The sequence below is a fragment of the Couchioplanes azureus genome, assembly GCF_014648355.1.
GTDB classification, from domain to species: domain Bacteria; phylum Actinomycetota; class Actinomycetes; order Mycobacteriales; family Micromonosporaceae; genus Actinoplanes; species Actinoplanes azureus.
Genome location: NZ_BMQY01000006.1, coordinates 1 through 22,977 on the forward strand (window position 1 = coordinate 1; position 22,977 = coordinate 22,977).

General features: G+C 73.3%; 18 protein-coding genes and 1 pseudogene. 10 read left to right on the plus strand and 9 right to left on the minus strand.

Features of this window, described 5'->3' with window-relative positions; genetic code table 11:
- Nucleotides 1-85: pseudogene (locus IEY99_RS35285) on the plus strand (RNA polymerase sigma factor SigF); the annotation flags it as partial.
- Nucleotides 86-292: 207 nt separating this feature from the next.
- Here the strand turns inward: IEY99_RS35285 and IEY99_RS21565 are convergent.
- On the minus strand, nucleotides 293-2,065 hold the full coding sequence (locus tag IEY99_RS21565) for a sulfatase-like hydrolase/transferase (protein WP_229799066.1): 1,773 nt from the start codon (nucleotides 2,063-2,065) through the stop codon (nucleotides 293-295).
- 222 nt (nucleotides 2,066-2,287) lie between these two features.
- On the opposite strand from IEY99_RS21565, the gene IEY99_RS21570 reads away from it, so the two are divergent.
- The 5 genes from IEY99_RS21570 to IEY99_RS21590 all read left to right on the plus strand — a co-directional run bounded on the left by IEY99_RS21570 (nucleotide 2,288) and on the right by IEY99_RS21590 (nucleotide 6,055).
- The gene (locus IEY99_RS21570; RefSeq protein ID WP_189205852.1) at nucleotides 2,288-2,944 is read left to right on the plus strand and encodes a DedA family protein; all 657 of its coding nucleotides are present in this window, start codon (nucleotides 2,288-2,290) and stop codon (nucleotides 2,942-2,944) included.
- 50 nt (nucleotides 2,945-2,994) lie between these two features.
- Nucleotides 2,995-3,366 carry a hypothetical protein gene (locus IEY99_RS21575; protein ID WP_189205853.1) on the plus strand — a complete coding sequence of 124 codons (372 nt, stop codon included), beginning with the start codon at nucleotides 2,995-2,997 and terminating at the stop codon, nucleotides 3,364-3,366.
- A 7-nt stretch (nucleotides 3,367-3,373) separates the two neighbouring features.
- The gene (locus IEY99_RS21580) at nucleotides 3,374-4,213 is read left to right on the plus strand and encodes an SDR family NAD(P)-dependent oxidoreductase (protein WP_229799068.1); all 840 of its coding nucleotides are present in this window, start codon (nucleotides 3,374-3,376) and stop codon (nucleotides 4,211-4,213) included.
- A 67-nt stretch (nucleotides 4,214-4,280) separates the two neighbouring features.
- Nucleotides 4,281-5,237, plus strand: coding sequence for an ATP-binding cassette domain-containing protein (locus IEY99_RS21585; RefSeq protein ID WP_189205854.1), 957 nt, complete (start codon nucleotides 4,281-4,283; stop codon nucleotides 5,235-5,237).
- Nucleotides 5,234-6,055, plus strand: a complete 822-nt coding sequence (locus IEY99_RS21590; RefSeq protein WP_189205855.1) for an ABC transporter permease — start codon at nucleotides 5,234-5,236, stop codon at nucleotides 6,053-6,055. Before IEY99_RS21585 ends, IEY99_RS21590 begins: the two co-directional genes overlap by 4 nt.
- Here the strand turns inward: IEY99_RS21590 and IEY99_RS21595 are convergent.
- The 3 genes from IEY99_RS21595 to IEY99_RS21605 form a co-directional block, all read right to left on the minus strand.
- Nucleotides 6,015-9,197 (minus strand): ATP-binding protein, encoded by a 3,183-nt coding sequence (locus IEY99_RS21595; protein ID WP_189205856.1) that lies wholly within the window; start codon nucleotides 9,195-9,197, stop codon nucleotides 6,015-6,017. The two genes, IEY99_RS21590 and IEY99_RS21595, sit on opposite strands and share 41 nt — an antisense overlap.
- A gap of 154 nt (nucleotides 9,198-9,351) precedes the next feature.
- Nucleotides 9,352-10,497: a hypothetical protein gene (locus tag IEY99_RS21600; protein WP_229799070.1), complete on the minus strand. Its 1,146-nt coding sequence runs from the start codon at nucleotides 10,495-10,497 to the stop codon at nucleotides 9,352-9,354.
- A gap of 7 nt (nucleotides 10,498-10,504) precedes the next feature.
- A complete protein-coding gene (locus IEY99_RS21605) occupies nucleotides 10,505-12,577 on the minus strand; it encodes an alkaline phosphatase family protein (RefSeq protein ID WP_189205857.1) in 2,073 nt (690 codons plus the stop codon).
- A gap of 87 nt (nucleotides 12,578-12,664) precedes the next feature.
- Here IEY99_RS21605 and IEY99_RS21610 point away from each other — a divergent pair, with 87 nt between their 5' ends.
- The gene (locus IEY99_RS21610) at nucleotides 12,665-13,144 is read left to right on the plus strand and encodes a DUF6174 domain-containing protein (RefSeq protein WP_229799072.1); all 480 of its coding nucleotides are present in this window, start codon (nucleotides 12,665-12,667) and stop codon (nucleotides 13,142-13,144) included.
- 34 nt (nucleotides 13,145-13,178) lie between these two features.
- Complete coding sequence (locus IEY99_RS21615) at nucleotides 13,179-14,378, plus strand: glycoside hydrolase family 18 protein (protein WP_189205858.1); 1,200 nt, start codon at nucleotides 13,179-13,181, stop codon at nucleotides 14,376-14,378.
- Here the strand turns inward: IEY99_RS21615 and IEY99_RS21620 are convergent.
- A complete protein-coding gene (locus tag IEY99_RS21620; RefSeq protein WP_189205859.1) occupies nucleotides 14,375-15,178 on the minus strand; it encodes a LamG-like jellyroll fold domain-containing protein in 804 nt (267 codons plus the stop codon). The genes IEY99_RS21615 and IEY99_RS21620 overlap by 4 nt on opposite strands.
- 84 nt (nucleotides 15,179-15,262) lie before the next feature.
- Between IEY99_RS21620 and IEY99_RS21625 the strand changes: the two genes are divergently transcribed.
- Nucleotides 15,263-17,065, plus strand: a complete 1,803-nt coding sequence (locus IEY99_RS21625) for a glycoside hydrolase family 15 protein (RefSeq protein ID WP_189205860.1) — start codon at nucleotides 15,263-15,265, stop codon at nucleotides 17,063-17,065.
- Nucleotides 17,066-17,072: 7 nt separating this feature from the next.
- Here the strand turns inward: IEY99_RS21625 and IEY99_RS21630 are convergent, their stop codons facing one another.
- On the minus strand, nucleotides 17,073-18,362 hold the full coding sequence (locus IEY99_RS21630) for a hemolysin family protein (protein WP_189205861.1): 1,290 nt from the start codon (nucleotides 18,360-18,362) through the stop codon (nucleotides 17,073-17,075).
- Between the two features lie 115 nt (nucleotides 18,363-18,477).
- Between IEY99_RS21630 and IEY99_RS21635 the strand changes: the two genes are divergently transcribed.
- Nucleotides 18,478-19,497, plus strand: coding sequence for a lysylphosphatidylglycerol synthase transmembrane domain-containing protein (locus IEY99_RS21635; protein WP_189205862.1), 1,020 nt, complete (start codon nucleotides 18,478-18,480; stop codon nucleotides 19,495-19,497).
- Here IEY99_RS21635 and IEY99_RS21640 read toward each other — a convergent pair.
- The 3 genes from IEY99_RS21640 to IEY99_RS21650 form a co-directional block, all read right to left on the minus strand.
- The gene (locus IEY99_RS21640) at nucleotides 19,460-20,209 is read right to left on the minus strand and encodes a tetratricopeptide repeat protein (RefSeq protein WP_189205863.1); all 750 of its coding nucleotides are present in this window, start codon (nucleotides 20,207-20,209) and stop codon (nucleotides 19,460-19,462) included. The genes IEY99_RS21635 and IEY99_RS21640 overlap by 38 nt on opposite strands.
- 94 nt (nucleotides 20,210-20,303) lie before the next feature.
- Entirely contained in the window at nucleotides 20,304-20,891 is a 588-nt protein-coding gene (locus IEY99_RS21645) for a TMEM165/GDT1 family protein (RefSeq protein ID WP_189205864.1), read from the minus strand.
- Between the two features lie 297 nt (nucleotides 20,892-21,188).
- Nucleotides 21,189-22,784, minus strand: coding sequence for an alpha/beta hydrolase (locus IEY99_RS21650; protein WP_189205865.1), 1,596 nt, complete (start codon nucleotides 22,782-22,784; stop codon nucleotides 21,189-21,191).
- Nucleotides 22,785-22,977: the final 193 nt, after the last annotated feature.

Below are 22,977 nucleotides of genomic sequence, written 5' to 3' on the forward strand. Positions count from 1 at the left end.
CGGCATCTCCCAGATGCACGTCAGCCGCCTGCTCACCAAGGCCCTCACCAAGCTGCGCACGCACCTGGCGACGGACGCCCTCTAGGCCACGCACACAGCAACGCCGGCCCGGTGCGGGCCGGCGTTCCTGTGTCTGCGGCTTGTCGGCTCAGCGCCGGGGCGCGGGTCTGTGCGGCTTGTCGGCTCAGCGCCGGGGCGCGGGTCTCTGCGGCTTGTCCGCTCAGCGCCGGGGCGCGGGTCTCTGCGGCTTGTCCGCTCAGCGCCGGGGCGCGGGTCTCTGCGGCTTGTCCGCTCAGCGCCGGGGCGCGGAGAGGGCCCGGCTGGCGACGCCGGTGGCCGGGCCGTACGCGGTGAGGAACTTGTCGCGGAACTGGTCCATCCGCCAGACCGGCGCGCCCGGCGCGGGCTTGATGCCGTCGGTCCAGTTCCAGCCGGCCACCCGGTCGAGCACGGCCTTGTCCTTGGTGACGATGGTGATCGGCACGTCGCGGCTCGCGCCGTCGCCGACCACGACCGACGACGGCTGGTGGTCGCCGAGGAAGACCATGACGGTGTTCTCGTCGCCGAACTTCTCCAGGTACGAGATGATCGTCGTCAGCGTGTACTGGATCGAGCGGCCGTACTCGCGCTTGACCTTGGCGGCGTCCTGCCAGACCGAGCCCGACCGCTTCGCGTCCTTCTTGATCTGCTCGTAGATGGCGCCGTCGCCGACGTCGTCCCAGTCGATGAAGCTGGGGATCGGCGCCCACGGGGTGTGGCTGGACACCAGTGGCATCTCCACGAACATCGGCGCGTGGGCCGGACCGTGCACGTTCTTCTGGAACCAGGAGAGCGTGTACTGGTCCGGCTGCGGCGACCAGCTGAACCGCGGACCGGCGTACCCGGTGTTGCGGGAGTCGTAGACCCGGTTGTAGCCGTAGAAGCTGCCCTCCGGCCAGGCGCGTTTGGCACCCGGCATCACGCTGATGGTGTCGAAGCCGGCCCGCTTGGAGAGGCTGGTCAGGGTGAGCCGCTCGCTGGCGGTCAGGTTGCGGTACCGCTGCTGGTTGTTGATCCACAGACCGGAGAGCAGGGTCGCGTGCGCCAGCCAGCTGCCGCCGCCCGCCGTGGGCGAGGTGAGCCAGCCGCTCTTGGCCACGTAGCCCGCCTTCGCCAGGTCGGCGGCGCCCTCCTCGAGCACCTTCACCGTGCCCGGCGCCAGCGCCGGGTCCTCGAGCGCCGACCGGCCGTAGCTCTCCACGAAGGTGACCAAGAGGTCCTTGCCGCGCAGCCCGGTGAGCAGCTGGTCCGGCGGCGTCGCCGCGAAGGCGTCGACCTTCACCTCGCGGGCGAAGTTCTCCTCGTCCTGCAGTCCGGCCTGCACCGCGACCACCCGGTCCCAGGCGTACGTCACGCTGGCGCGCGCCGCCACCGGGGTCTTCTCGAAGATCTGGACGCCCAGCACGAGCAGGACGACCCACACGGCGATACCGGCGAGCGAGGTCCGCGCGCTGGCCGTGCGGTGCCGCTCGGCCGCCTTGGCCACCCGCAGGGCGGCGCGGGTCATGAGCACGAGCACGGCGAGCACGAGCAGGACGATGCCGGCCAGGGCACCGACGGCCGCGGCCCGGCCGGAGGAGTCCTGGACGAACGCGTACGCGTCGTCGAACAGCTCCCAGTCGAGCACCAGGTCGAACGGGCGGGCGAGCACCTTGTTGAAGCCCATGTCGAGGGCCTTCTCGACGGTCAGCACGCCCAGCCCGGCCCCGAACGCCGCGGCCGCGATCCGCTTCCACCGGCCGCGCAGCAGGAGCACGATGCCGACGGCGAGGAACCCCTCGATCGGCAGCCGCACGTACGTTCCCGGCCGGGCGAGCCGGCCGACCACGTTCGGCATGATCAGCGCCGCGAAGATCAGGACGACGGCGCCGGCGGTCAGCGCCCGGCCGGCGATGCGGCGCAGCCGGCGGGGCTGCGCGGGGGTCTCGTTCTGCTGCGGCTCCGCCGGCACGTCGCGCGAGGCCGGTGCCGCGGGTGCGGGCCCGCGGAGGCGGGAGAGCAGCGCGGCGCGCAGTGAAACAGACAAAACGAGGTCCTCCTCCTCCGACATTCCCAACGGAGGAACGGATCTCCGGCGGCCGCAGTTCAATACCGCGCGCCGCGGCCGCGCTGTCCACACGTTATCCACAGCCCGTTTCGGCCGTTTCGGTGGGCTTCGAGGTCGCCCGGTTTCGGGGGTGCCCCGGCTGGATACGGTGGGAGGCCGGGGACGCCGCCCCGCCACCGACGACGGGAGTCCTCCGAGCTCATGCCACCGACCGCAGATTTGCCCGACCTGCTGCAAGGGGTGGCTCCGATCCTCGACCGGTGGGGCTACCTCGCCCTGGCCGGCATCATCGGCGTGGAGAGCTTCGGCGTACCCGCACCCGGCCAGACGTTGATGATCGCGGCGGCGATCTACTCGAACTGGGGCAAGCTCGACATCTTCGGGGTCGCGGCCGTCTGCTTCGTGGCGGCGGTGCTCGGCGACAACATCGGCTACTGGATCGGCGTCCGCGGCGGCCGCAAGGCGGTGCACCGCTTCGGCAGGTACATCTTCATCACCCCGCACCGCCTGGAGAAGGCGGAGCGCTTCTTCGCCCGCCGTGGCAACCGGATCGTCGTCGCGGCCCGCTTCATCGACGGCCTGCGCCAGCTCAACGGCGTGATCGCCGGCATCACCGCGATGCCCTGGAAGCAGTTCCTGCTCTACAACGCGATCGGCGCGGCGCTCTGGGTGGGCTGGTGGACGACGGTCGCATACCTGCTCGGCAACCACCTGGTGGCCATCGTCGAGCAGGCCCACCGGTACAAGTGGTGGGCTGTCGCCGCGGTGGTTCTCGCCGTCGGCGGGTACGTGCTCGTGCACGTGCGCCGGCGCCGCAACCGCGATGCCGAGGCGGTCGAGCAGGAATCCCAGGCTTGACCCTCACCCGTCCGGGTACCGCTGAGGTGACACCGGAGGGAGTGATGAGTGTGACTGCAACAGCCAGACCACTGGACCGCCGCCGGGACCGGGCGACCGCCGCCGGCGACGCCGCCGAGAAGGCCCGCGCGGCCGTCGCCGACCTCGACCACCAGCTCGAGACGATCGCCACCCTGACCGCGCAGCAACGGGACTCGCTGCGCCGGGCCACCGACGAGGCGGCGCGGCTCGAGCGCTCGCTGAAGGCGGCCGCCCAGCGCCGCGCCGAGCTGGTGAAGGACCGCAGGAAGGCGGTCGCCCGGGCGGAGAAGGCCCGCGCCAAGGCGCGTACGGCCGAGGCCAAGTACGACAAGGAGATGCTGGCCGAGCTCGTCCGCCGCGAGAAGGAACGGGACCGCGCGTCGCATCCGCCGAAGGGATAATCGCGGGATGACCACGATGGAGCGATTCGCGTTCGCCGGGCGTACGTGTGTGATCACCGGGGCGGCGAGCGGCATCGGCGCCGCGCTCGCGCTCGACCTGGCCCGGCGGCGCGCCGTGCTGGCGCTGGTGGACAAGGACGCCGACGGGCTGGCGCGGATCGCCGAGCTGGCCCGCCGGACCGGCGCCAAGGACGTCAGCACCCACGTCGTCGATCTGGGCGACGGCGGCGACCGGCTGGACCTGGCGGCCGAGGTGGCCGCCCGGCACGGCGGCACCGATCTGCTCGTGAACAACGCGGGGGTGGCGCTGAGCGGGACCTTCGAGCAGGTCGACATGAAGGACTTCGACTGGCTCATGGAGATCAACCTGCACGCGGTGGTGCGGATGACCAAGGCGTTCCTGCCCCAGCTGCTCGACCGTCGCGGCTCGCACGTGGTCAACGTGTCCAGCCTCTTCGGCATCCTCGCCCCGCCGGCTCAGGTGGCGTACGCGACCAGCAAGTTCGGCGTCCGCGGCTTCTCCGAGTCGCTGCGCCACGAGCTGTCCGGCCGGGTCGGGGTGACGGTCGTGCACCCCGGCGGCGTGCGCACCAACATCGCCACGAGCGCGCGGATCAGCGGCCCCGACGTCGACGGCGAGCAGGCGGCGCAGCTCCGGCAGTTCAGCGAGAAGGCGCTGACCCTGCCGCCGGAGGACGCGGCCCGGCAGATCGTCGCGGCGGTGCAGGCCCGCAAACCCCGGCTCGTGATCACCGGCCTCGCGAAGGTCGCCGACCTGCTCGTCCGGATCGCCCCGGGCCGCTACTGGGCCTTCCTCGAACGGCAGATCCGCCGACAGGGCTTCTGAGGCACTCGTCAGGGCCGTGTCGGCGCCATGTCGGCGCCGTGTCGGCGGGCGGCCGCAGGCTGGGCCCATGACCGCAGATCTCGTGATCGAGGCCGAGGGCCTCGTCAAGCACTTCGGTGCCACCAAGGCGTTGCAGGGGGTCGACCTCGCCGTACCGCGGGGCACGGTGCTCGGCGTGCTCGGCCCCAACGGCGCCGGGAAGACCACCGCCGTCCGGGTGCTCTCCACCCTGCTGGTGCCCGACGCCGGCCGCGCCCGGATCGGCGGCTTCGACGTCGTCCGCGACGCCGAGCGGGTGCGCCAGGCGATCGGTCTCACCGGCCAGTACGCGTCCGTCGACGAGGACCTCACCGGCCGGCAGAACCTGGAGCTCTTCGGCGCCCTGCTCGACCTGGGCCGCTCCGGCGCCCGGCGGCGGGCCGGCGAGCTGCTCGAATGGTTCGACCTGACCGGGGCGGCGGACCGGCCGGCCAAGACCTATTCCGGTGGCATGCGGCGGCGCCTCGACCTGGCCGCGAGCCTGGTCGGCTCCCCGGACGTGATCTTCCTGGACGAGCCCACGACCGGGCTCGACCCGGCCAAGCGCGAGGACATGTGGGACGTGGTGCGGACCCTGGTCGCCGGCGGCGCGACGGTCCTGCTCACCACGCAGTACCTGGAAGAGGCCGACGCGCTCGCCGACGCGATCACCGTGATCGACCACGGCCGGGTCATCGCCCACGACACCCCGGACGGGCTCAAGCGGGTGGTCGGCGGCCAGACCCTGGAGGTACGCCCGGCGCTCCCGGCCGACCTGCCGCGGACCGCGGCGATCCTCTCCACCGTCTCGTCGGGTGCGGTGGCCGACGAGATCCGCAAGGGCGTGCTCGCCGTGCCGGTCGCCGGCGACGCCGCGCTGACGGAGGCGGTCGCGCGGCTGGCCGGCGCCGGGGTCGCCGTCACGGAACTGTCCCTGCACCTGCCGAGTCTGGACGAGGTCTTCTTCACCCTCACCGGAGCCACCCGCAAGGAGGTCGCGGCATGACGACTCTGGTCGAGAGGCCCCGTACGCCGATCCAGCCGGCCGCGGCGCCGCAGCGGCGGCCGTGGCGCCTCCTGCGCCACTCGCTCGCGCTGGCGAAGCGCAGCCTGATCAAGACGTGGCGCACGCCGGAGGCGCTCATCGACGTCACCCTGCAACCGGCGCTGTTCCTGGTCATCTTCGTCTACGTCTTCGGCGGCGCGGTCGCCGGCTCGACCCACGAGTACCTGCAGTTCCTGCTGCCCGGCATCCTGGCGCAGACGATCGCCACGGGCTGCATCGCGATCGGCGTCAACCTCAACACGGACCTGCAGAAGGGCATCTTCGACCGGTTCCGCTCGCTGCCGGTGCCCCGCTCGGCGCCGCTGGTCGGCGCGGTGCTCGGCGACGTCGTCCGCTACCTGGTCGTCACGCTGGTGACGCTGGCGATGGGCTACGTCATGGGCTTCCGGATCACCACCGACCCGCTCCGCGCGGTCGCCGGCTGTCTGCTGGCGGTGCTGTTCGCACTCTGCCTGAGCTGGTTGCCGGTCCTGGTGGCGATGAAGGTACGCACGCCCGGCGCCGTACAGGGCGTGATGTTCGCGCTGATCATGCCGCTGAGCTTCGCCTCGAACCTGTTCGTGGCCGCCGAGACCCTGCCCGGCTGGATGCAGGCCTTCGTCGACGTGAACCCGCTCACCCATCTCGTCGGGGCGGTCCGGGGGTTGTTCGTCGGCACGCCGCTCGACGCTCACCTGTGGTGGACGCTCGCCTGGTGCGCCGGGTTCGTGGTGTGCTTCATGCCGCTGGCGCTCCGGGCGTACCGGAAGAAGGTGTGAGCAGCCGGTCCATCAGCTCCCGGATCTCGGCGACCGTGGTCGCGACGGGCTCGTCGCGGTGTGCGGAGAGCAGGGTCCGGCGGAGGTCCTCGGTGCCGAGGGCCTCCGTCAGCCGTCCGCTGCGTCCCGGTGGGAGCATCATGCTCATCGAGGCACCGGCCCGCATCGCGCGCGCCCACAGTCTGCGGGCCAGGTCCTCGTCACCGCGGTGGGCGGCGAGCACGGCACCGCCCAGCGCCCACGCGCCCGCGAGCGAGGTGTCGCCGGCCCGCAGCGCGTCCTCGCGGACCACCGTCAGCAGGGTGACGCCCCGCGCCTCCGCGTTCCCGGCCGGCTGCTCCGCCGCCGCCATCAGGTGCAGCACCGCCGCGGCCACCCGGAACACCCCCCGGTGCTGGGCGATGGGCTCCCCGAATTCCGCACACGCCTCGACCACGGCGTCGGCACAGGCGAGAACGTCCGCGAAGTCGCCCCGCTCCCACGCGAGATGGGCCAGGCCCAGACACGCCTGCGCCACGTCGCCGCGGTCGGCCTGCGGCGAGGCCGCCATCACGCGGAGCCGGACCTCGGCCTCGGCGTCGCCCTCCAGCGCCTTCCTCGCGTCGAGCAGGACCCGGGCCGACCGGGCGTCCTGGGCCGCGCCGACCAACTCCATGTGCCGCACGCTGCGGGCCAGCCACTCGACGGCGGTGCCCCGCCCGGCGCCGAAGGCATGGCCCACGGCCTGGGCGGAGATGGCCATCCCCCAGTGGTCGCCCACGGTTTCGAAGAGTGCGTACGCCGCCTCGGCGTCCACGATGGAGTCCTCCGGCATGCCGCCGCTCTCCCGCAGCACCGCCCGGGCGAACAGACCCAGCGCCCGCACGTAGGGATCCGGATGGGCGACGAGCAGCTCGGCGCTGCGCATCGTCCGTTCCGGTACGAACCAGGCGAACTCCGGCAGCGCATCGGCCAGGGCCGCATTCCGCGGGGAGATCTCGGCGGGCCGCTCCCGGGCGAGGACGCGCAACGCCCGCCCGGCGAGCACCATCAGCCGGGGCGGGCCGGTGATCGACCCGTTGATCCGGGCCAGCAGGCAGAGCCGGGCGAGCCGGTCCGCGTCCGGCAGCGGCTTGCCGCTCGCCCGGCCGGAGAAGAGGGCCGAGACCCTCCGCGCCGCCGGATCCTCCGCGTGCAGCACCATGCGGCTCCACGCGGACACCTCCAGGTGCAGATCCCGGATGGTCCAGAGCTGGAACAGGGCGTGGGCCACGTCCACCACGGCCGGCTCGTCGCCCTGCGCGAGGCTCCAGCGCAGCGCCGCGACCAAGTTCTCCTGCTCGCGAGCGGTCTCGGCGAGGGCGTCGAGCTGGCGCGGTCCGATGTGGTCGGCGCCGAGCGCGACCGCCCGGCGCCGGGCCCAGGAGACCAGGCCGGTCATCGCAGGGGTGCGGTCGCCGAGGCGGGCCTCGCCGTACTCGCGGACCGTCTCCAGCATCCGGTAGCGCGGTGGCCCGCCGTCGCCGTCGTCGAGGGTCAGCAGCGACTGCTCCACCAGGGCGGCCAGGCCGCGGCGGACGTCCGGCACCTCCGCGACCGCGGCCGCGGCCTCGGCGGTGAACGGCGCCGGGATCACGGCGAGCCGCTGCAGCAGCTCGCGGTCGTCCGGTGCCAGCAGCTCCCGGCTCCAGTCGACCATCGCCCACAGGCTGGCATGCCGCTCGGGCAGGCCGCGCAGCGCGTCGTCGAGCAGCGCGAACCGGTCGGCGAGGCCGGCCAGCACGTCGTCGATGGGCATGTGCCGCAGCCGGGCGGCGGCGAGCTCCAGGGCGAGCGGCAGATTGTCGAGCCGGTGGCACAGGGCGACCGCCCGTTCCGCGTCCCAGGTCACCGCGGCACCGCCGGCGCGGGCACGGGTCTCGAGCAGGTCGATCGCCTCGGCATCGGGCAACGCCGGGAGCCGGTGCACCAGCTCGCCCGCGAGCCCGAGCGGCGCCCGGCTGGTCGCCAGCACCGCCAGCTCCGGGGACGCGGCGGCGAGCAGGTCGGCGACGACGGCGGCCGCGGCGTCGAGGAGGTGCTCGCAGTTGTCGAGCACCACCAGGCCGTCCAGCTCGGGGACGACCGCGCGCAGCCGCTCCTCGGGAGTCAGCACCCGGCGCTCGCCGGAGAGCGCCGACGTGGGCGTGGCCGTCTCGGCGCCGCCCAGCGCGGCGAGGACCACCGGCAGCACCTCCTCCGGGGCCCGTACGCCGGCGAGCTCCACGACCCGGACCGCACCCGGCGCCCGGCGGGCCACCTCGGCGGCGAGCCGGGTCTTGCCGGCGCCCCCGGCCGCCACGACGGTCACCAGCGGCACCTCGGCGAGGCTCCGGAGCACGGCCGCCACGTCGGAGTCCCGTCCGACGAGGGTGGTCCCCGGCCGGCGCCAGGAGGCCGGCATGACGGTCCGCGCCGGTCGGCGGGGCGCGCCGGGCGGCTTCAGCTCGCCGCGCAGCAGCGCCAGGTGCACGTCGGCGATGACCGGGGACGGGTCGGCGCCGTACCGGTCGGCCAGCTCGGCGCGAAGCCGCTCGACGACCTCCAGCGCCTCGGCGTCGCGGCCCTGGGCCGCCAAAACCCGCACCAACAGCGCCGCGGCCGGCTCGTCGGGCGGGGTACGCGCGACCAGCAGCCGCAGGTCGGCGTCGTGCCCGCCGGAACCACACCCGGCGAGCGCCGCCTCCGCGCCCACCGCGACCACCTCGCCGAACAACCGGGCCGCCTCGGCGTCGCCCAGCTCGGGCACCGCGGGAAACAGGGCACGCGCGGCATCCGCCTCCCGGCGGGCAAGCTCGAGGTCGCCGGCACGCAACGCGGCCCGCGCCCGCCCGGCCAGGGCCCGCGCCGCCACGGCGTCGATCTCCACCTCGTCGGCGGGCACCCGGTAACCACCGGGAACCGCGGCGACGGCCAGCCCCAGCCGGCGCGCGCGGGAGATCAGTGCCTGCACCGCACCCGCGGAGTCCTCCGGCGGATCCCCGTGCCAGACGGCATCGACCAGCGCGCCGACCGAGACCGTACGCCCCGGCGCACCGACCAGCTCCCGAACCACCGCGGCCAGGCGTTCGCCGCGGACGGGCTGCCCGTCGACGGCCAGCGGGCCGAGAGTGGTGATCCGCACCCGCCCATTGTGCGGTCCCCCGGCCCGTCATCGTCCCGGTGGGTACTGAGGCAGGGCCGCCACCCGGATGAGCGCCTCCCGCTCAGGACCCTCCGGACCGCCGTCGTGGCCGGGCACCCCGATCAACCGGACCCATCTCGACGAAGCCGACGCCTCAGTTGAAGGATGCGTAGCGCTTGCGGTTCTGGCCGCCGATGGTGGTGAAGTCGCCGCCGGCGCCGATGGCGGCCCGGTTGCGGTCGACGGCGAGGGTGCGGACGCCGATGACGCCGTTGGCCTGGGGGGCCCAGCCGGTCAGCGCGCCGCGGGTGGTGACCGCCGCGAGCTTGACGCGGGAGACCGAGCCGTCGCTGCAGGCGCCCTGCGCGCCGTTGCGGGGCGTCGTGCAGGCCCGGTCGAAGTGGCCGCCGACGTAGATGGTGCCGCCCAGGGAGGCGACCGCCGTCACGTCGCCGTCGAAGACTCGCTGCCAGCGGACCGCACCGCCGGTGGTGTACGCGAGGACCCGTCCGCCCTGGCCGCCGGTGGCCGCGTACACCCCGGTGGAGTCGACGGTGATGGAGTTGACCTGAGCGTTGGCGGAGGGGCGGAAGCCGCGGTCCACCGCGCCGCCGGCCGGTGAGACGGCCGCGATGCGCAGCGTGCCGCTGACCCCGCCGACCTGGTGGAACGAGCCACCGAGGTAGACCCGGCCGCTCGTGACCGCGAGCGCGTGCACCGCGTCGTCGGCGCTGGGCCGCCAGCTGCCGTCGAGGCCGCCGCTGGTCAGGGAGAAGGCGGCCGCGTTGCGGCGGGTGTGGCCGTCCACGGCGGTGAAGCTGCCGCCGGCGTAGAGGCGGCCGTTGCCGACGGCGAGGGCGTACGGGGCGCCGGTCACCCGGTGCGCGAAGGTGCCGACCGCGCCGGACACCGCGTCGATGCGGGCGAGGTTGTCGCGTGACCGGCCGGAGATGCTGGTGAAGCTGCCGCCCGCGTACACCGAGGAGCCGTTGACCGCGAGGGCGCGCACCGTGCCGTTGGCCGCGGGCGACCAGTTCAGCAGGGCGCCGGAGCTCGCGTCGAAGGCGGCGAGCCGGGCCCGCGCGTAGTTCCGCCCGCCCCAGGCGACGCCGGTGAACGACCCACCGACGTAGACGGTGCCGCCGCGGTACGCGATGGCGTACACGGACCCGTTGAACAGCGGTGCCTTGTCCGGGCTGGCGCTGACCGCGTGGGCGGGCGCGGTGCCGGTGGCGGCGGCGACGGTGGCGGCGGCGGCGATCGTCAGCAGGGCTCGACGCGCGAAGTGGATGAAACGCACATTTCAATCAACCATCCCGACTGTGCGAAAGTCTCGCCGCCGCGCCGTTGCGATTCTTGCCGAGCGAGGCGACCCGCGCCTCCCGCCGCGGCTCGACGGCGCGCAGCTCCAGCATCGCCAGCCATTCCACGAGCTGCCGGTGCACCGCGTCCGGTCCGGTCAGCTCGCCCTGGGTGACCGGCCACTCGGCCGGGTGGACCACCATCGCCTCGGTCTGCCATCCGCCGAGCCCGCCGTGCGAGCCCACCAGCTCCTCGAACGCCGACACCTCGTCGGTCACCGGGTCGACGGCGCTGATCACCACGAGGTCGCCGACGTGCGCCGCCTGCTGGTGGCGCAGCAAGTCGGCGCGGGCCTGCGGACCGTACGGCAGCAGCGGGTCCTGCCCCTCGACGGTGCCGTCCACCAGCCGGTGCGAGCCGGCCGGGCCGTACGCCACCGGGCCGTCGTCCTCGCGCACCACCACCAGCCCGACGCCCGGATGCCCGGCGAGGCCGCCGACGAGCTGGGGATAGACCGCGTCGATGCGGGCCCGGTCGAGCCGCCCGGCGTGCCGGGTCAGGTAGATGAGCGCGAGGTTGCCCGAGGAGACGACCAGCACCGGCGCGATCGGCGAGTGCGGGAAACCCGGCTCCTTGGTCGCCTCCTCCTCGGCCGGGACGCTCGGCGCGTCGGTCTGGTCAGGCGCGGAGAGCCGGGCGACCACCTCCTCGAGGGTCTCGCCGTAGCGCTGCCGGAACGTCGCGCCCTGGCTCTGCCCGTGGTCGGAGAGCACGACGATGCGGTAGGCCCGCGCCGCCTCCCGGCCCAGCCGCTCCAGGACGCCGAGCATCTGGTCGAGGCTCTCCAGCTGCCGCATCGACTCGGGCCGGGCGGGGCCGGCGTGGTGGGCCACCTCGTCGTAGTCGACCAGGTCGCAGTAGACGACCGGGGCGCCGCGGGCCATCTGCTCGGCGACCAGCGAGACGTTCACGTCGCGCAGCAGGATCGAGGCGGGCCGCAGGGCCAGGAAGGCACCGGAGCGGCTGACCCGCGGCTCGAGGTTGCGCCGGCGCTGGAGCCGGGCCTGGTGCAGCTCGGTGAAGACCTCGCCGACGCCGAGCACGAGCGCGCGGGTGAAGCCGAACGGGCTGGCCATGAACGCCGCCCAGCCGCGCGCCGAGCGTCCGGGGAGCTTGCCGTGGCTCACCGTGAGCAGGCTGATGGCGGCGTCGCCGGAGAAGGCGTTGCCGATGCTGACCCCACCGTCGTGCAGCAGGCCGCGGCCGTCGGAGAGGCGCTGCTCGATCGCGGCCGCGTCGCGAGGCCGGTTGGAGACCATCAGCCGGCCGGTGTCCTTCTCGAACCAGCGGAAGGCCGGGATCTGCCGGGCGGCGCCGTGCAGGATGCCCGCCTGCGCGGCGGGGGTGGTCGAGGGCAGGCCGGTGTGCCAGCCGCGCATCGTGTGGGTGCCCGTACGCAGCCAGCGGCCGATGGTCGGCAGGTTGCCCGCGCGGACGGCCCAGCGCAGCACCGGCTCGCTGACCCCGTCGAGCTGGATGACGAGCAGCCCGGGCTCGGTGCCGGGCCGGGGCCGGTGCAGGTCGAAGAGCGGGCCGCCGGCCTGCCGGGCCTGGCGGCGCCGGATGCCGCGCATGAGCCGCTTCGACTCGGTGAGGAAGGTGTCCTCGGTGCCGCTGTCCATCATCCAGTCGAAGATCGCGGCGCAGACCACGGCGAGCACCGCGGCGACGCCGACGGTGGGCCAGCCGCTGAGCCGCTTCGACGGGTCCAGCTCCAGCGCCACGACCATGACGATGACCTGGGCCAGCACGCCCAGCAGCATCGCGCCCCAGCCGCCCAGGGCCGTGATGCCGGCCAGCAGCAGGGGGCGCAGCACCGCGCCGACCACCGCGACGAGCACCACCAGCCCCATCGTGTCGAGCACGTCCGTGGCGCGGACGCCGGGCATCAGCCAGAGCGTGACGGTGAGCACGGTGAAGGTGGTGATCCCGTTGCGCAGGACCGCGCGCAGCCGATCGAGGACGCGCCGCCAGGTCAGCAGCGCGCGCAGCCCGGTTTCCCCTCGTTGTACGGCCACGAGAAGACGATCGCACAGTCGGCCGCTCACCCGTGGGGCGGAACCGTGCTGTCGCCGTACGCGTCGGAACCGATAGCGTCGACTCCCGTGGAGGGCATTGTGCGTCGTCTGGTCCCTTGTGCCGCGCTCGCCGTGCTGTTGGGCGGCTGTGCCGGCAACGTGCAGAGTGTCATGGAAGAACCACCCACCACCTGGACCGTGCCCGGCAAGTACGCGTTCACCCTGGTGTCCGACTGCGGGGAACGCGCCCTGACCGGCAAGTTCCGTGTCACCGTCGAGAGCGACAAGGTGACTCGCACCGAGGGGCTGGACGACGCGGCGCGGCGGGCGCTGATGCTGCGCCTGGCCCATCTCGTACCGACGTTGCGGCAGCTCGAGGCCGAGGCCGAGACGGCGCGGCGGGAGGGCGCGGAGGTGGTGCAGGTCGAGCGGGACCTCGCCGACGCGCACCCGACGCGCATCATGATCGACGAATCGGCCACGGCCACGGACGACGAGTCCTGCTACACGATCGAGGACTACACGATCGGGTTAGCCGCCGAGCCGTCGGCGACGCCGTCGCGATAGGTTCGCCGCAGCTGCGAGGGACAGGGAGGCCCGCGTGCGGGTCGTGCCCGTTCTTGCCGCGATCGCGCTGCTCTCCGGATGCGCCATCCCGCCGGCGCCGCCGCCCGCGCCGTCGGCCCGGGCCGCGCCGGCCTCGCGCGTGGTGGCGTACTTCGCCGACTGGGGCGTGTACGGCCGCGACTTCCAGGTCCGCGACGTGGACGCCAGCGGCGCGGCGGACCGGCTCACCCACCTCGTGTACGCGTTCGGCAAGGTCACCGGCGGCACCTGCGCGCCCGGCGACGCGTGGGCCGCCTTCGGCAAGCCGTACAGCGCGGCGGACAGTGTGGACGGTGTCGCCGACGGCACGCAGGAGCTGCGCGGCACCTTCGGCCAGCTGCGCAAGCTCAAGGCCCGCCATCCCCACCTGCGGCTCCTCTGGTCGTTCGGCGGCTGGACCGGTTCGGACGGCTACTCCGAGGCGGCCCGCGATCCGGCGCGTTTCGCCCGCTCCTGCGCCGCGCTGCTGCGTGACCCCCGCTGGGCGGGGCTCTTCGACGGCATCGACGTGGACTGGGAGTATCCGAACGCCTGCGGGCTGAAGTGCGACCGCAGCGGTCCGCTCGCGCTCGGCGGCCTGCTCGGCGCGCTGCGCGCGGAGCTGGGACCGGACGCCGTGATCACCGCGGCGGTGCCCGGCGACCTCGGCAAGCTGGCCGCCACGGACTACGCGGGCGCGGGGCGGGCGGCCACCTGGCTCAGCGCGATGACCTACGACTTCTTCGGCACCGGCGACACGCCCGGGCCGACCGCACCGCATGCGGCGCTGACGGCGTACCCGGGGATTCCGCGGGAGACGGCGACCGCCGACGCTGCCGTGCGCCGGCTCCTGGCCCTGGGCGTGCCGCCCGGCAAGGTGCTGCTCGGTGTGGGTTTCTACGGCCGGGGCTGGAGCGGGGTGACCAGCGCGGCACCCGGCGGCCGGGCGCGCGGTGCGGCCGCCGGCTCCCATGAGAAGGGTGTGGAGGACTACGACGTGCTCCGCGAAAAATGCCCGCCGACGGGTACGGCGGGCGGCACGGCCTACGCGTTCTGCGGCGACCAGTGGTGGAGCTACGACACTCCCGAGACCATCAAGAGCAAGATGGCGTACGCCCGCAGCAACGGCCTCGGCGGCGCCTTCGCCTGGGAGCTCTCGGGCGACACACCGGACGCCCAGCTCGTCCGCGCGATGGCCGACGGGCTGAGCGGCTAGCCCACCCGGACCCAGACGTCGTCGATGATGCCATGGAACTGGTCGTTGTCGGCGTAGGCGCCCTTGCCGCCGATGCTGAGCGGGCGGCTGTTGGCCACCGACAACCGCGCCGAGATCGCCCGGCTGCCCCGGACCGCGCCGTCGACCACCACGGTCAGCGCGGTCGAAGTACGGCGGCATTCCACGGCGTGCCAGCTGCCGTCGGCGACGGAGACCGAGCTGCGCGCGATCTTGAGCCCGGTCCCGGAGCCGTGCAGCACGCAGCTGGGGTGTCCCGCCGCGCCGTCGATCTGCAGCTTCCACTGACTGCTCGTCGAGGAGTAGCCCTTCTGCACGATGTTCTGGCCGCGGGTGGTCTGGCTGCGGGCGAGCAGCACGGCCGCGCCGAAGGAGATCGGCCGGGTTCCCGGGTTGAGGGCGGCGGAGCTCGTGCTCTGCAGGGCGGCGTGCGGGCAGCCCGAGGTGGTGCGGCACTTCGCCGGGAACCGCAGCGCCTGACCGCTGCGGTGCGGGACCGCGCGGACCGTGCCCCCGTTGCCGGCGATGAGCCGCAGCGTGTGCCCGTGGCCGGACTCGTCGCGGATCCCGCTCGTCCGGCCGCCGTCGAAGGTGTACCGCGCGACGACGGTGCCGCCGGCGGCGGCCCGGGCCGCGGCGGTGACGGCCTGGGCTGCCCGGACGGCCGCCGCGCCGAGACCCGCCTGTCCGGACGCCGGTGCGGCCTGGGCCGCGGGAGCGGCGATGACTGCGGTCAGCAGACCGGCGAGAGCCCCGAAGACGGCGGCACGACGAGATTCCATGACCGAATTATTACTTGTGCGCCGATTATTCACCGCGTGAACGGCATGTGACACCGGGGTGTCGACCGGGTATGAAGCCGGCTCATGGCGCTGCCCATCGAGGACTACGCGATCATCGCCGACACGCAGACCGCCGCCCTGGTAGGCCGCAACGGCTCGATCGACTGGCTGTGCGTGCCCCGGTTCGACTCCGGAGCGATCTTCGCCGCCCTGCTCGGCACCGAGGAGAACGGGCACTGGACCATCGCGCCGGCCGCCGACGTGACCGCCGTGCGGCGCCGGTACCGGCGGGACACGATGGTGCTGGAGACCGAGTTCGAGACCGCCGACGGCGTCGTCCGGCTGATCGACTTCATGCCGCCCCGGGACGAGGCCCCCGACGTCGTCCGCATCGTGGAGGGCGTCCGCGGCCACGTGCCGATGACGATGAAGTTGCGCCTGCGCTTCGACTACGGCCACGTGGTGCCCTGGGTCTACCGGGAGCAGGGCGCGCTGGTGGCGGTCGCCGGCCCGGACGCCGCCTGGCTGCGGACGCCCGTGGAGACGCACGGCGAGAACATGGCGACCCGCGCGGACTTCACCGTGGGCCCGGACGAGCGCACGTCCTTCGTGCTCACCTGGCGTGCCTCGCACCTGCCGCCGCCCGAGCCGATCGACCCGGCCCACGAGCTCGGCGTCACCGAGGGGTACTGGCAGGGCTGGGTCTCGGCCTGCACCTACGAGGGCGAGTGGCGCGACGCCGTGGTCCGTTCCCTGCTCACCCTCAAGGCCCTGACCTACGCACCGACCGGCGGCATCGTCGCCGCGGCCACCACGTCGCTGCCCGAGAAGCTGGGCGGCGTGCGCAACTGGGACTACCGGTTCTGCTGGCTGCGCGACGCCACGATCACGCTGCAGTCCCTGCTCTACTCCGGATTCCAGAGCGAGGCGCTGGCGTGGCGCAAGTGGCTGCTGCGGGCCATCGCGGGCGACCCGTCGCAACTGCAGATCATGTACGGCGTGGCCGGCGAGCGCCGCCTCGACGAGTACGTCGCCGAGTGGCTGACCGGCTACGACGGCAACCCGGTACGGATCGGCAACGCGGCCGCCGAGCAGTTCCAGCTCGACGTCTACGGCGAAGTGATGGACGCGCTGCACCAGGGCCGGCGCGCGGGCCTCAAGGCCGAGGACCCCGCGTGGGGCCTGCAGGTCAAGCTCATGGAGTTCGTCGAGCGGCACTGGACGGACCCGGACGAGGGCATCTGGGAGGTGCGCGGTGGGCCGAAGCACTTCGTGCACTCCAAGCTGATGGCCTGGGTCGCCGCCGACCGCGCCGTGAAGGCGGTCGAGGAGTTCGGGCTGCCCGGCCCGGTCGAGCGATGGAGGGAACTCCGGGAGACCATCCGCGCCGACATCCTCGGGAAGGGGTACGATCCCGAGCGCCGTACCTTCACCCAGTTCTACGGCTCCGCGGAGCTGGACGCCGCGCTGCTGATGGTGCCGCTGGTCGGCTTCCTGCCCGCGACCGACGAACGGGTCGTGGGCACCGTGGAGGCGATCGAGCGGCACCTGCTCGTGGACGGCTTCGTGCAGCGCTACACCCAGCACCCGGGCACCGACGTCGACGGCCTGCCGCCCGGCGAGGGCGCATTCCTGGCCTGCACGTTCTGGCTGGCGGACAACTACGCGCTGATGGGCCGGCACGACCAGGCGCGCGAGGTCTTCGAACGCCTCCTCGCCCTGCGCAACGACGTCGGTCTCCTCTCCGAGGAGTACGACCAGAGCGAGCGGCGGCTGGTGGGCAACTTCCCGCAGGCGTTCAGCCACGTGCCGCTGATCGACACCGCCCGGACCCTCTCGGCCGCGACCGCCCCCACCGAGGCGCGCGTCCGCGAGGGCCTGCGGTGAGGGTCGCTCAGGCCGGCAGGTCCGGCTGCGTGGCCGCCGGCCGGGAGCGCAGCCGTACGGCGGTGATCGCCCGTCCGGTGACCTCGGTGACCTCGGCGGTGTGCCCGTCGATCTCGACCACCTCGCCCGGCTGTTCGGGGATGTGTCCCAGCCGGGCCAGCAGGAGCCCGGCCACCGTGGTGAAGTCGCCCTCCGACCGGTCCACGTCGACGCCGATGTCCGGCAGGTCGTGGATCGGGAACGTGCCCGGCAGCAGCATCGCGCCGTCGTCCTCGTGGACCACCGACCGCACGTCCCGGTCGCTCTCGTCGTAGATCTCGCCCACGATCTCCTCCACGAGGTCCTCCATGGTGACGATCCCACCGGTCGCGCCGTGCTCGTTCACCACCAGGGCGATCTGCTGCCGCTGCGAGCGCATCTGCGGCATCGCGTCGGAGACCTTCAGCGTCTCCGGCAGGAAGAGCGGCGCGAAGACGTGCCCGATGACCGGACCCTCCGCGCCGACCAGCTCGCGCAGGTGCACGACGCCGAGCACGTCGTCGAGGCCCAGCGGGCCGGTCACCGGCGCCCGGGAGTGACCCGCCTCGGCCAGCCGCCGCAGCGCCTCGTCGGCGCGCAGGACGGCCGGCAGCGTGAACACGTCGCGTCGCGGCACGAGCACCTCGCGCAGGGTCCGGTCGGCGATCTCGAAGGCGCCACTGATGATCGAGCGCTGCTCGGCGGAGAAACTGTCCTGGGTGGCGACGATGTCGCGGATCTCCTCGCTGGTCACCTCCTCGCGAGCCGTCTCGGGATCGCCGCCGCTGAGCCGCACGACCGCGTCGCTGACCTTGCCGAGCAGCCAGACGACGGGCCGGGTGAGGGTGGCGAGCAGGTTCAGCGGCCGCGCCACGGCCAGGGCCCAGCCCTCGGCACGCTGCATGGCGATGCGCTTCGGGGCCAGCTCCCCGAGGACCAGGGTGAAGAACGTGAGCACGACCGTCACCAGGATGATCGCGGCCGGTTCGGCGGCGCCGTCCAGGAACGCGAGCGGGCCGATCAGCGGCTGGGCCAGGGAGACGGCCGCGGCCGCCGACGCCAGGAAACCGGCCAGCGTGATGCCGATCTGGATGGTGGCGAGGAAGCGGTTGGGGTCGCGGGCGAGCCGGGCCAGCGTGACGCCCCTGCGGGACTCCCGTTCCAGCCGCTGGAGCTGACTCTCGCGCAGCGACACCAGCGCCATCTCACTGCCGGCGAAGAGCGCGTTGAGCAGGACCAGGATTACGACGAGCGCGATCTGCCAGCTGTAGCCACCCATCCGCGTACGTCTACCCAGAACAGTGGGACGCGAACCGCGGGCGTGCAACGGACGTCACGCGGAAACCGCGCGTAACCCATCGCCTGCGCCCAGCGGGAATGCGACGATCAACTCGATGATCGACACGACCCCGCCCTGGTGGCGCCGCGGGCCCGTGGTGGCCGCAGTGGTCGTGCTCATCCTGCTCACCGAGCTGATCATCGGCTGGCGGCCGCTCATGGAGGCCGTCGACCAGCTGCGCAAGCCGCAGTGGAACTGGGTCGCCGGCGCGCTCGTCGCCGAGGTGGCCTCGATGGGCTCGTACGCCCGGATGCAGCGCGCCCTGCTGCGCGGCGCCGGCACGAAGGTCCAGGTCCGCAAGCACGTGGCCCTGGCGTACGCGGCGCACTCGCTGAGCGCCACCCTGCCGGGCGGCCCGGTGTTCTCGACCAGCTTCAATTTCCGGCACATGCGCCGCTTCGGCGCGTCGCCGGCCGTGGCCTCCTGGTGCATCGCGCTCAGCGGGGTGCTGTCGACCGGCGCGCTGGTCGTGATCGGGGCGGTCTTCGGCATCCTGACCCGCAGCACCGGAAGCTGGCAGACGCTCCTCACCTACATGGGCGCGGCGCTGCTGGTGGCGCTGACCGTGCGGTTCCTGGCGCAGCACCCGGAGTGGCTGATCAGACCCGCGCGCCTGCTGCTCAGCGGGGTCAACCGGGTCCGGCGCCGGCCACCCGCGGCCGGGCACGCCCGGCTGGCCGGCTTCGTCGACCAGCTCCGGTCGGTGCGGGTCCGGCCGCTCGACTTCGCGTACGCCGTGCTGCTCGCGGTGGCCAACTGGCTGCTCGACGCGCTCTGCCTCTGGATGTGCTGCATCGCCGTGGGCGCCGACGGCATCGGTCCCGCGCCGCTCGTGATCGCCTACTGCGCGGGGATGGCGGCGGCGAGCGTGCCGATCGTCCCGGGCGGCCTCGGCGTGGTCGACGGCGCCCTCATCCTGGGCCTGGTCGCCGGGGGCCTGACCACCGGATCCGCGGTGGCGGCCGTGGTGCTCTACCGGCTGATCAGCTTCGGTTTCATCATCGGCATGGGCTGGCTGGTCTGGGCCGTGATGCGCTCTAGGGCAAGAACTCCTCGGGGCGTACCGGCCCACTAGCCGCGTCGGACTTGCGGCCGAACAGCTTCCAGCCGCGCTTCTTCTTCTCCGGCGGCCGGACGGCCTCGCCGTTGAGGACCGCCAGCCGGTGCTGCGCGACCGGGTTCTCCGGCTCCAGCTTCAGCGACTTCAGGAACGCCTGCCGCGCCTGGTCGGTGTGGCCCAGCGCGTCCAGCGTCACGCCGTGCGTGAAGTAGTAGTGCGCCTCCTTCGGGTCCAGCCCGATGGCCGTGCGGGCGGCCTGCTCGGCGTCCGCGTACTGCCGCTCGGCGGCGAGCAGCGACCAGGCCACCCGGTCGTGCCAGAGCGGGTTCTTCGGCTCCACGATGATCGCCCGGTACGCCATCGTGACCGCCTCCTCGTGGCGTCCGAGCAGGGTGAGCGCGCGGCTGGCCATGGCCAGCGGCCGCGCGTCCTCCGGCGCCAGCTCGATGGCGCGGTTGGCCGCCTCGAGCGCCTTGTCGACCTCGTCGAGCACCAGCCGGATGCGCGCCATCAGGATCCAGCCCGCGGCGGACCCGGGGTCGGCGGCCAGGACCGGTTCCAGATGGGCGGCCGCCGCGGCCGGGTCGACCCGCTCGAAGAGGGCGGCCGCGCGGGCGACGCCGATCTCGGTGGGCGTGGTGAGCCCCTCGGACCCGATCCTCTGCGCTTCGCCCGGCGCCGGGGCCCCGGGCGCCTGCGGCCGCTTGCCGGCGTCGACATCGGTCATCGGCGCGCTCCGGCCCGCACGAAGGTAAAGGTCACACGGTCATCATCGGCAGGTGCCCTGCGCTTTTTGAGCGCTTTCGCGGGAAAAACCCCCGCTAGCGCAGCTCGATGACGGCCTCCACGAGCAGCCAGACGCCGAAGATCGCGAAGAGCGCGGCGGCGCCGTACTTGATCGCCTTCTCCGGCAGGTGGCGGCCGAGCAGCCGGCCGACCCCGATGGCGAGCGCGTCGGCGGCGACCATGCCCAGCGTGGAGCCGAGCCAGGTGCCGAACCAACCGTACTGGGTGGCGAGGGTGATGGTGGCCAGCATGGTCTTGTCGCCCAGCTCGGCCAGGAAGAAGGCGCCGCCGACCGCCAGGATCGCCGAGCCGGTCGACCGCTCGGCCTTCGACTTCTCGTCCTCGGTGAGCTTGTCGCCGCGCAGCGTCCACGCGCCGAACGCCAGGAAGGCGAGGCCGGCCACGAGCGAGATCCAGCCGGTGGGCAGGGCGGCGCCGAGGCCGTAGCCGATGCCGACCGAGACCAGGTGCACCACCGCGGTCGCGACGGTGATCCCGATCAGGACCGGCAGCGTGCGGAACCGGGTGGCGAAGGTGAGGGCCATGAGCTGCGACTTGTCGCCCAGCTCGGCCACGAAGACGACGGCGAAGCTGACCGCCGTCGCGATGAGGAAACCGTTCATGACGAGAGACTCCCGGTGCGTTTCCGGACCGGGGCAGGGGCGCGGGGCGACCTCGACCCGGCCAGGTTGTCGTCGCGCGCAGGGCGCGCGGCATGGCCAAGTCGAAGGTCTCGCTCGCCCCGGCGGACCGGGGCCGCGTGGCCGGAAGCGCCGGGCCCTGCGGCTCGGCGGATCAGTATGTCGACCACGACGTTGGGAGCTACTCCCCTTCGCGCTCCGAAGCCTACCCGATCAACCTCCGGCCTGCCGGTGACGTGGATCTCCGGCCCGCGGCTGCCGCGGGCCGGAGATCCACGCTCAGTGGCCGGTGATCAGCTTCTGGAGGTCGAGCCGGGTCGGCGAGACGCCGGCCTCCGCCCGCTTGGCTGCCGCGGCGGACGGGTCCGGCGGCGGGAGCGGCTTGCAGCGCTTGTCGGACATGTTCGCCTTGACCCGCCTCGGCAGCTTGCCGGAGGCCAGGTACTCGGCGATGGTGTCGTCGACGCAGGCGTTGCCGAAGAGCGAACCCGAATGGGTCGTGCCGCCGACGCCCTCGACCAGCGCCGAGCGGGGGAACCGCTTGCGCACCTCCAGGCTGCCGGTGAACGGGGTCGCGGCGTCCAGGGTCTCGCTGATCAGCAGGACCGGCGGGGCGTTCCTGCCGTCCACCGCGACCGGCACGCCGGCCGGGGCGGCCCAGGTCAGGCACGGCGCGTTGTACCAGGCGTTGCCCCAGGTCTCGAACGGCGCCTGCCGGTGCACCCGCCAGTTGTCCGCGCGCCACGTCGACCAGGCGGCGGGCCACCGGGCGTCGGTGCACTGCACGGCGAGATAGATCGCGTACCCGTTGTCGGTGCCCTTGCCCTGCGGGTAGCTCGCGTCGAAGAGCGCCCGCAGCTCCTGCGGGTCCCGGTCGTTCACCCAGGCCGAGAACGCCGAGGCGACCGCCTCCCAGCCGAAGACGTAGTAGCCGGCCTGCAGGAAGACGTCCGTGAGCTCGTCCGGCCCGATCACGCCGCCGGCGGGGTGGTCGATCAGCCGCGCCTGCTCGCGGTAGAAGCGCTTCTCGACCGCCTTGCGGGTGCGGCCGAGGTGGAAGACGTCGTCGTGCTCGGCCAGCCAGCCGAAGTAGATCTTGATGTTGCGGTCGAACGCGATGTCCTGGTCCAGGTTGGCGTCGTACCAGACCCGCCCCGGGTTCACGTTGCCGTCGAGCACCATGCGGCGGACCCGCTGCGGGTGCAGAGTGGCGTAGACCTGGCCGAGGTAGGTGCCGTACGAGAAGCCGTAGTAGTTGATCTGCTCCACCCCGAGCGCGGACCGCAGGAGATCCATGTCCCGCACGGTGTCGACGGTGCGCAGATGGCCGAGGAGGTCGCCGCCGGCGGCGGCGCAGTCCGCGGCGTAGCCCTTGGCCCTGGCCCGCCAGGTCGACTCGAGGGCGGCCGTGGTGGGCACGTACGGGGGGCGGTCGTACCCCGTGTAGTCGCCGTCGCACGCGAGGGCCGGCTCGCTGGAGCCCACGCCGCGCGGGTCGAAGCCGATCCAGTCGTACGCCTGCCCCGCGCCGTGCGGCACGAAGCCGCCGAGCACCGAGAGGGTGAGCCCGGACCCGCCCGGCCCGCCCGGGTTGACCAGCATGACGCCCTGGTACTCCTCGTCGGGCACGGTGTGCCTGATGCGCGAGACCGCGAGTGTGATCTGCTTCCCGCCGGGCTTCGCGTGGTCGAGCGGCACGCGCAGCCGGCCGCACTGGGCCTTGCGCGACCGCAGCACGGTGCTCTCGCACTTGCCCCAGGTGATCGCGGAGTAGTCCGCGCCACCCCGGGTCGGCTCGGCCGTCGCGGCGGTGGCCGCAGCCGCGCCGCCCGCCACGAGCGCCACGATGGCGGCAACCGCCAGAATTCTTCTCATGCCTAGCCCTTCGCGTCGGTTCGCCCCATATGCTCCGGCGCCGCGCATCGGATAGCAGCCGTCCACGCCGGGGCGTTACCACGAAAGAGCCGTCCGAATGCCCCTATTGCGGCAGCCCCGCGCGGTTCGGCGAGGGCTGGCACGAAACGAGGATTGGAGGTCTTGCCTTCGTGACGGATGATGGTCGCCGGAC

Excerpts from the sequence above, each read along its gene's own strand:
- IEY99_RS21580 (WP_229799068.1), top strand. The coding sequence starts at position 3,374 with ATGACCACGATGGAGCGATTCGCGTTCGCCGGGCGTACGTGTGTGATC.
- IEY99_RS21570 (WP_189205852.1), top strand. The coding sequence starts at position 2,288 with ATGCCACCGACCGCAGATTTGCCCGACCTGCTGCAAGGGGTGGCTCCG.
- IEY99_RS21650 (WP_189205865.1), bottom strand. The coding sequence starts at position 22,784 with ATGAGAAGAATTCTGGCGGTTGCCGCCATCGTGGCGCTCGTGGCGGGC.
- IEY99_RS21625 (WP_189205860.1), top strand. The coding sequence starts at position 15,263 with ATGGCGCTGCCCATCGAGGACTACGCGATCATCGCCGACACGCAGACC.
- IEY99_RS21585 (WP_189205854.1), top strand. The coding sequence starts at position 4,281 with ATGACCGCAGATCTCGTGATCGAGGCCGAGGGCCTCGTCAAGCACTTC.
- IEY99_RS21620 (WP_189205859.1), bottom strand. The coding sequence starts at position 15,178 with ATGGAATCTCGTCGTGCCGCCGTCTTCGGGGCTCTCGCCGGTCTGCTG.
- IEY99_RS21590 (WP_189205855.1), top strand. The coding sequence starts at position 5,234 with ATGACGACTCTGGTCGAGAGGCCCCGTACGCCGATCCAGCCGGCCGCG.
- IEY99_RS21640 (WP_189205863.1), bottom strand. The coding sequence starts at position 20,209 with ATGACCGATGTCGACGCCGGCAAGCGGCCGCAGGCGCCCGGGGCCCCG.
- IEY99_RS21645 (WP_189205864.1), bottom strand. The coding sequence starts at position 20,891 with ATGAACGGTTTCCTCATCGCGACGGCGGTCAGCTTCGCCGTCGTCTTC.
- IEY99_RS21635 (WP_189205862.1), top strand. The coding sequence starts at position 18,478 with ATGATCGACACGACCCCGCCCTGGTGGCGCCGCGGGCCCGTGGTGGCC.
- IEY99_RS21630 (WP_189205861.1), bottom strand. The coding sequence starts at position 18,362 with ATGGGTGGCTACAGCTGGCAGATCGCGCTCGTCGTAATCCTGGTCCTG.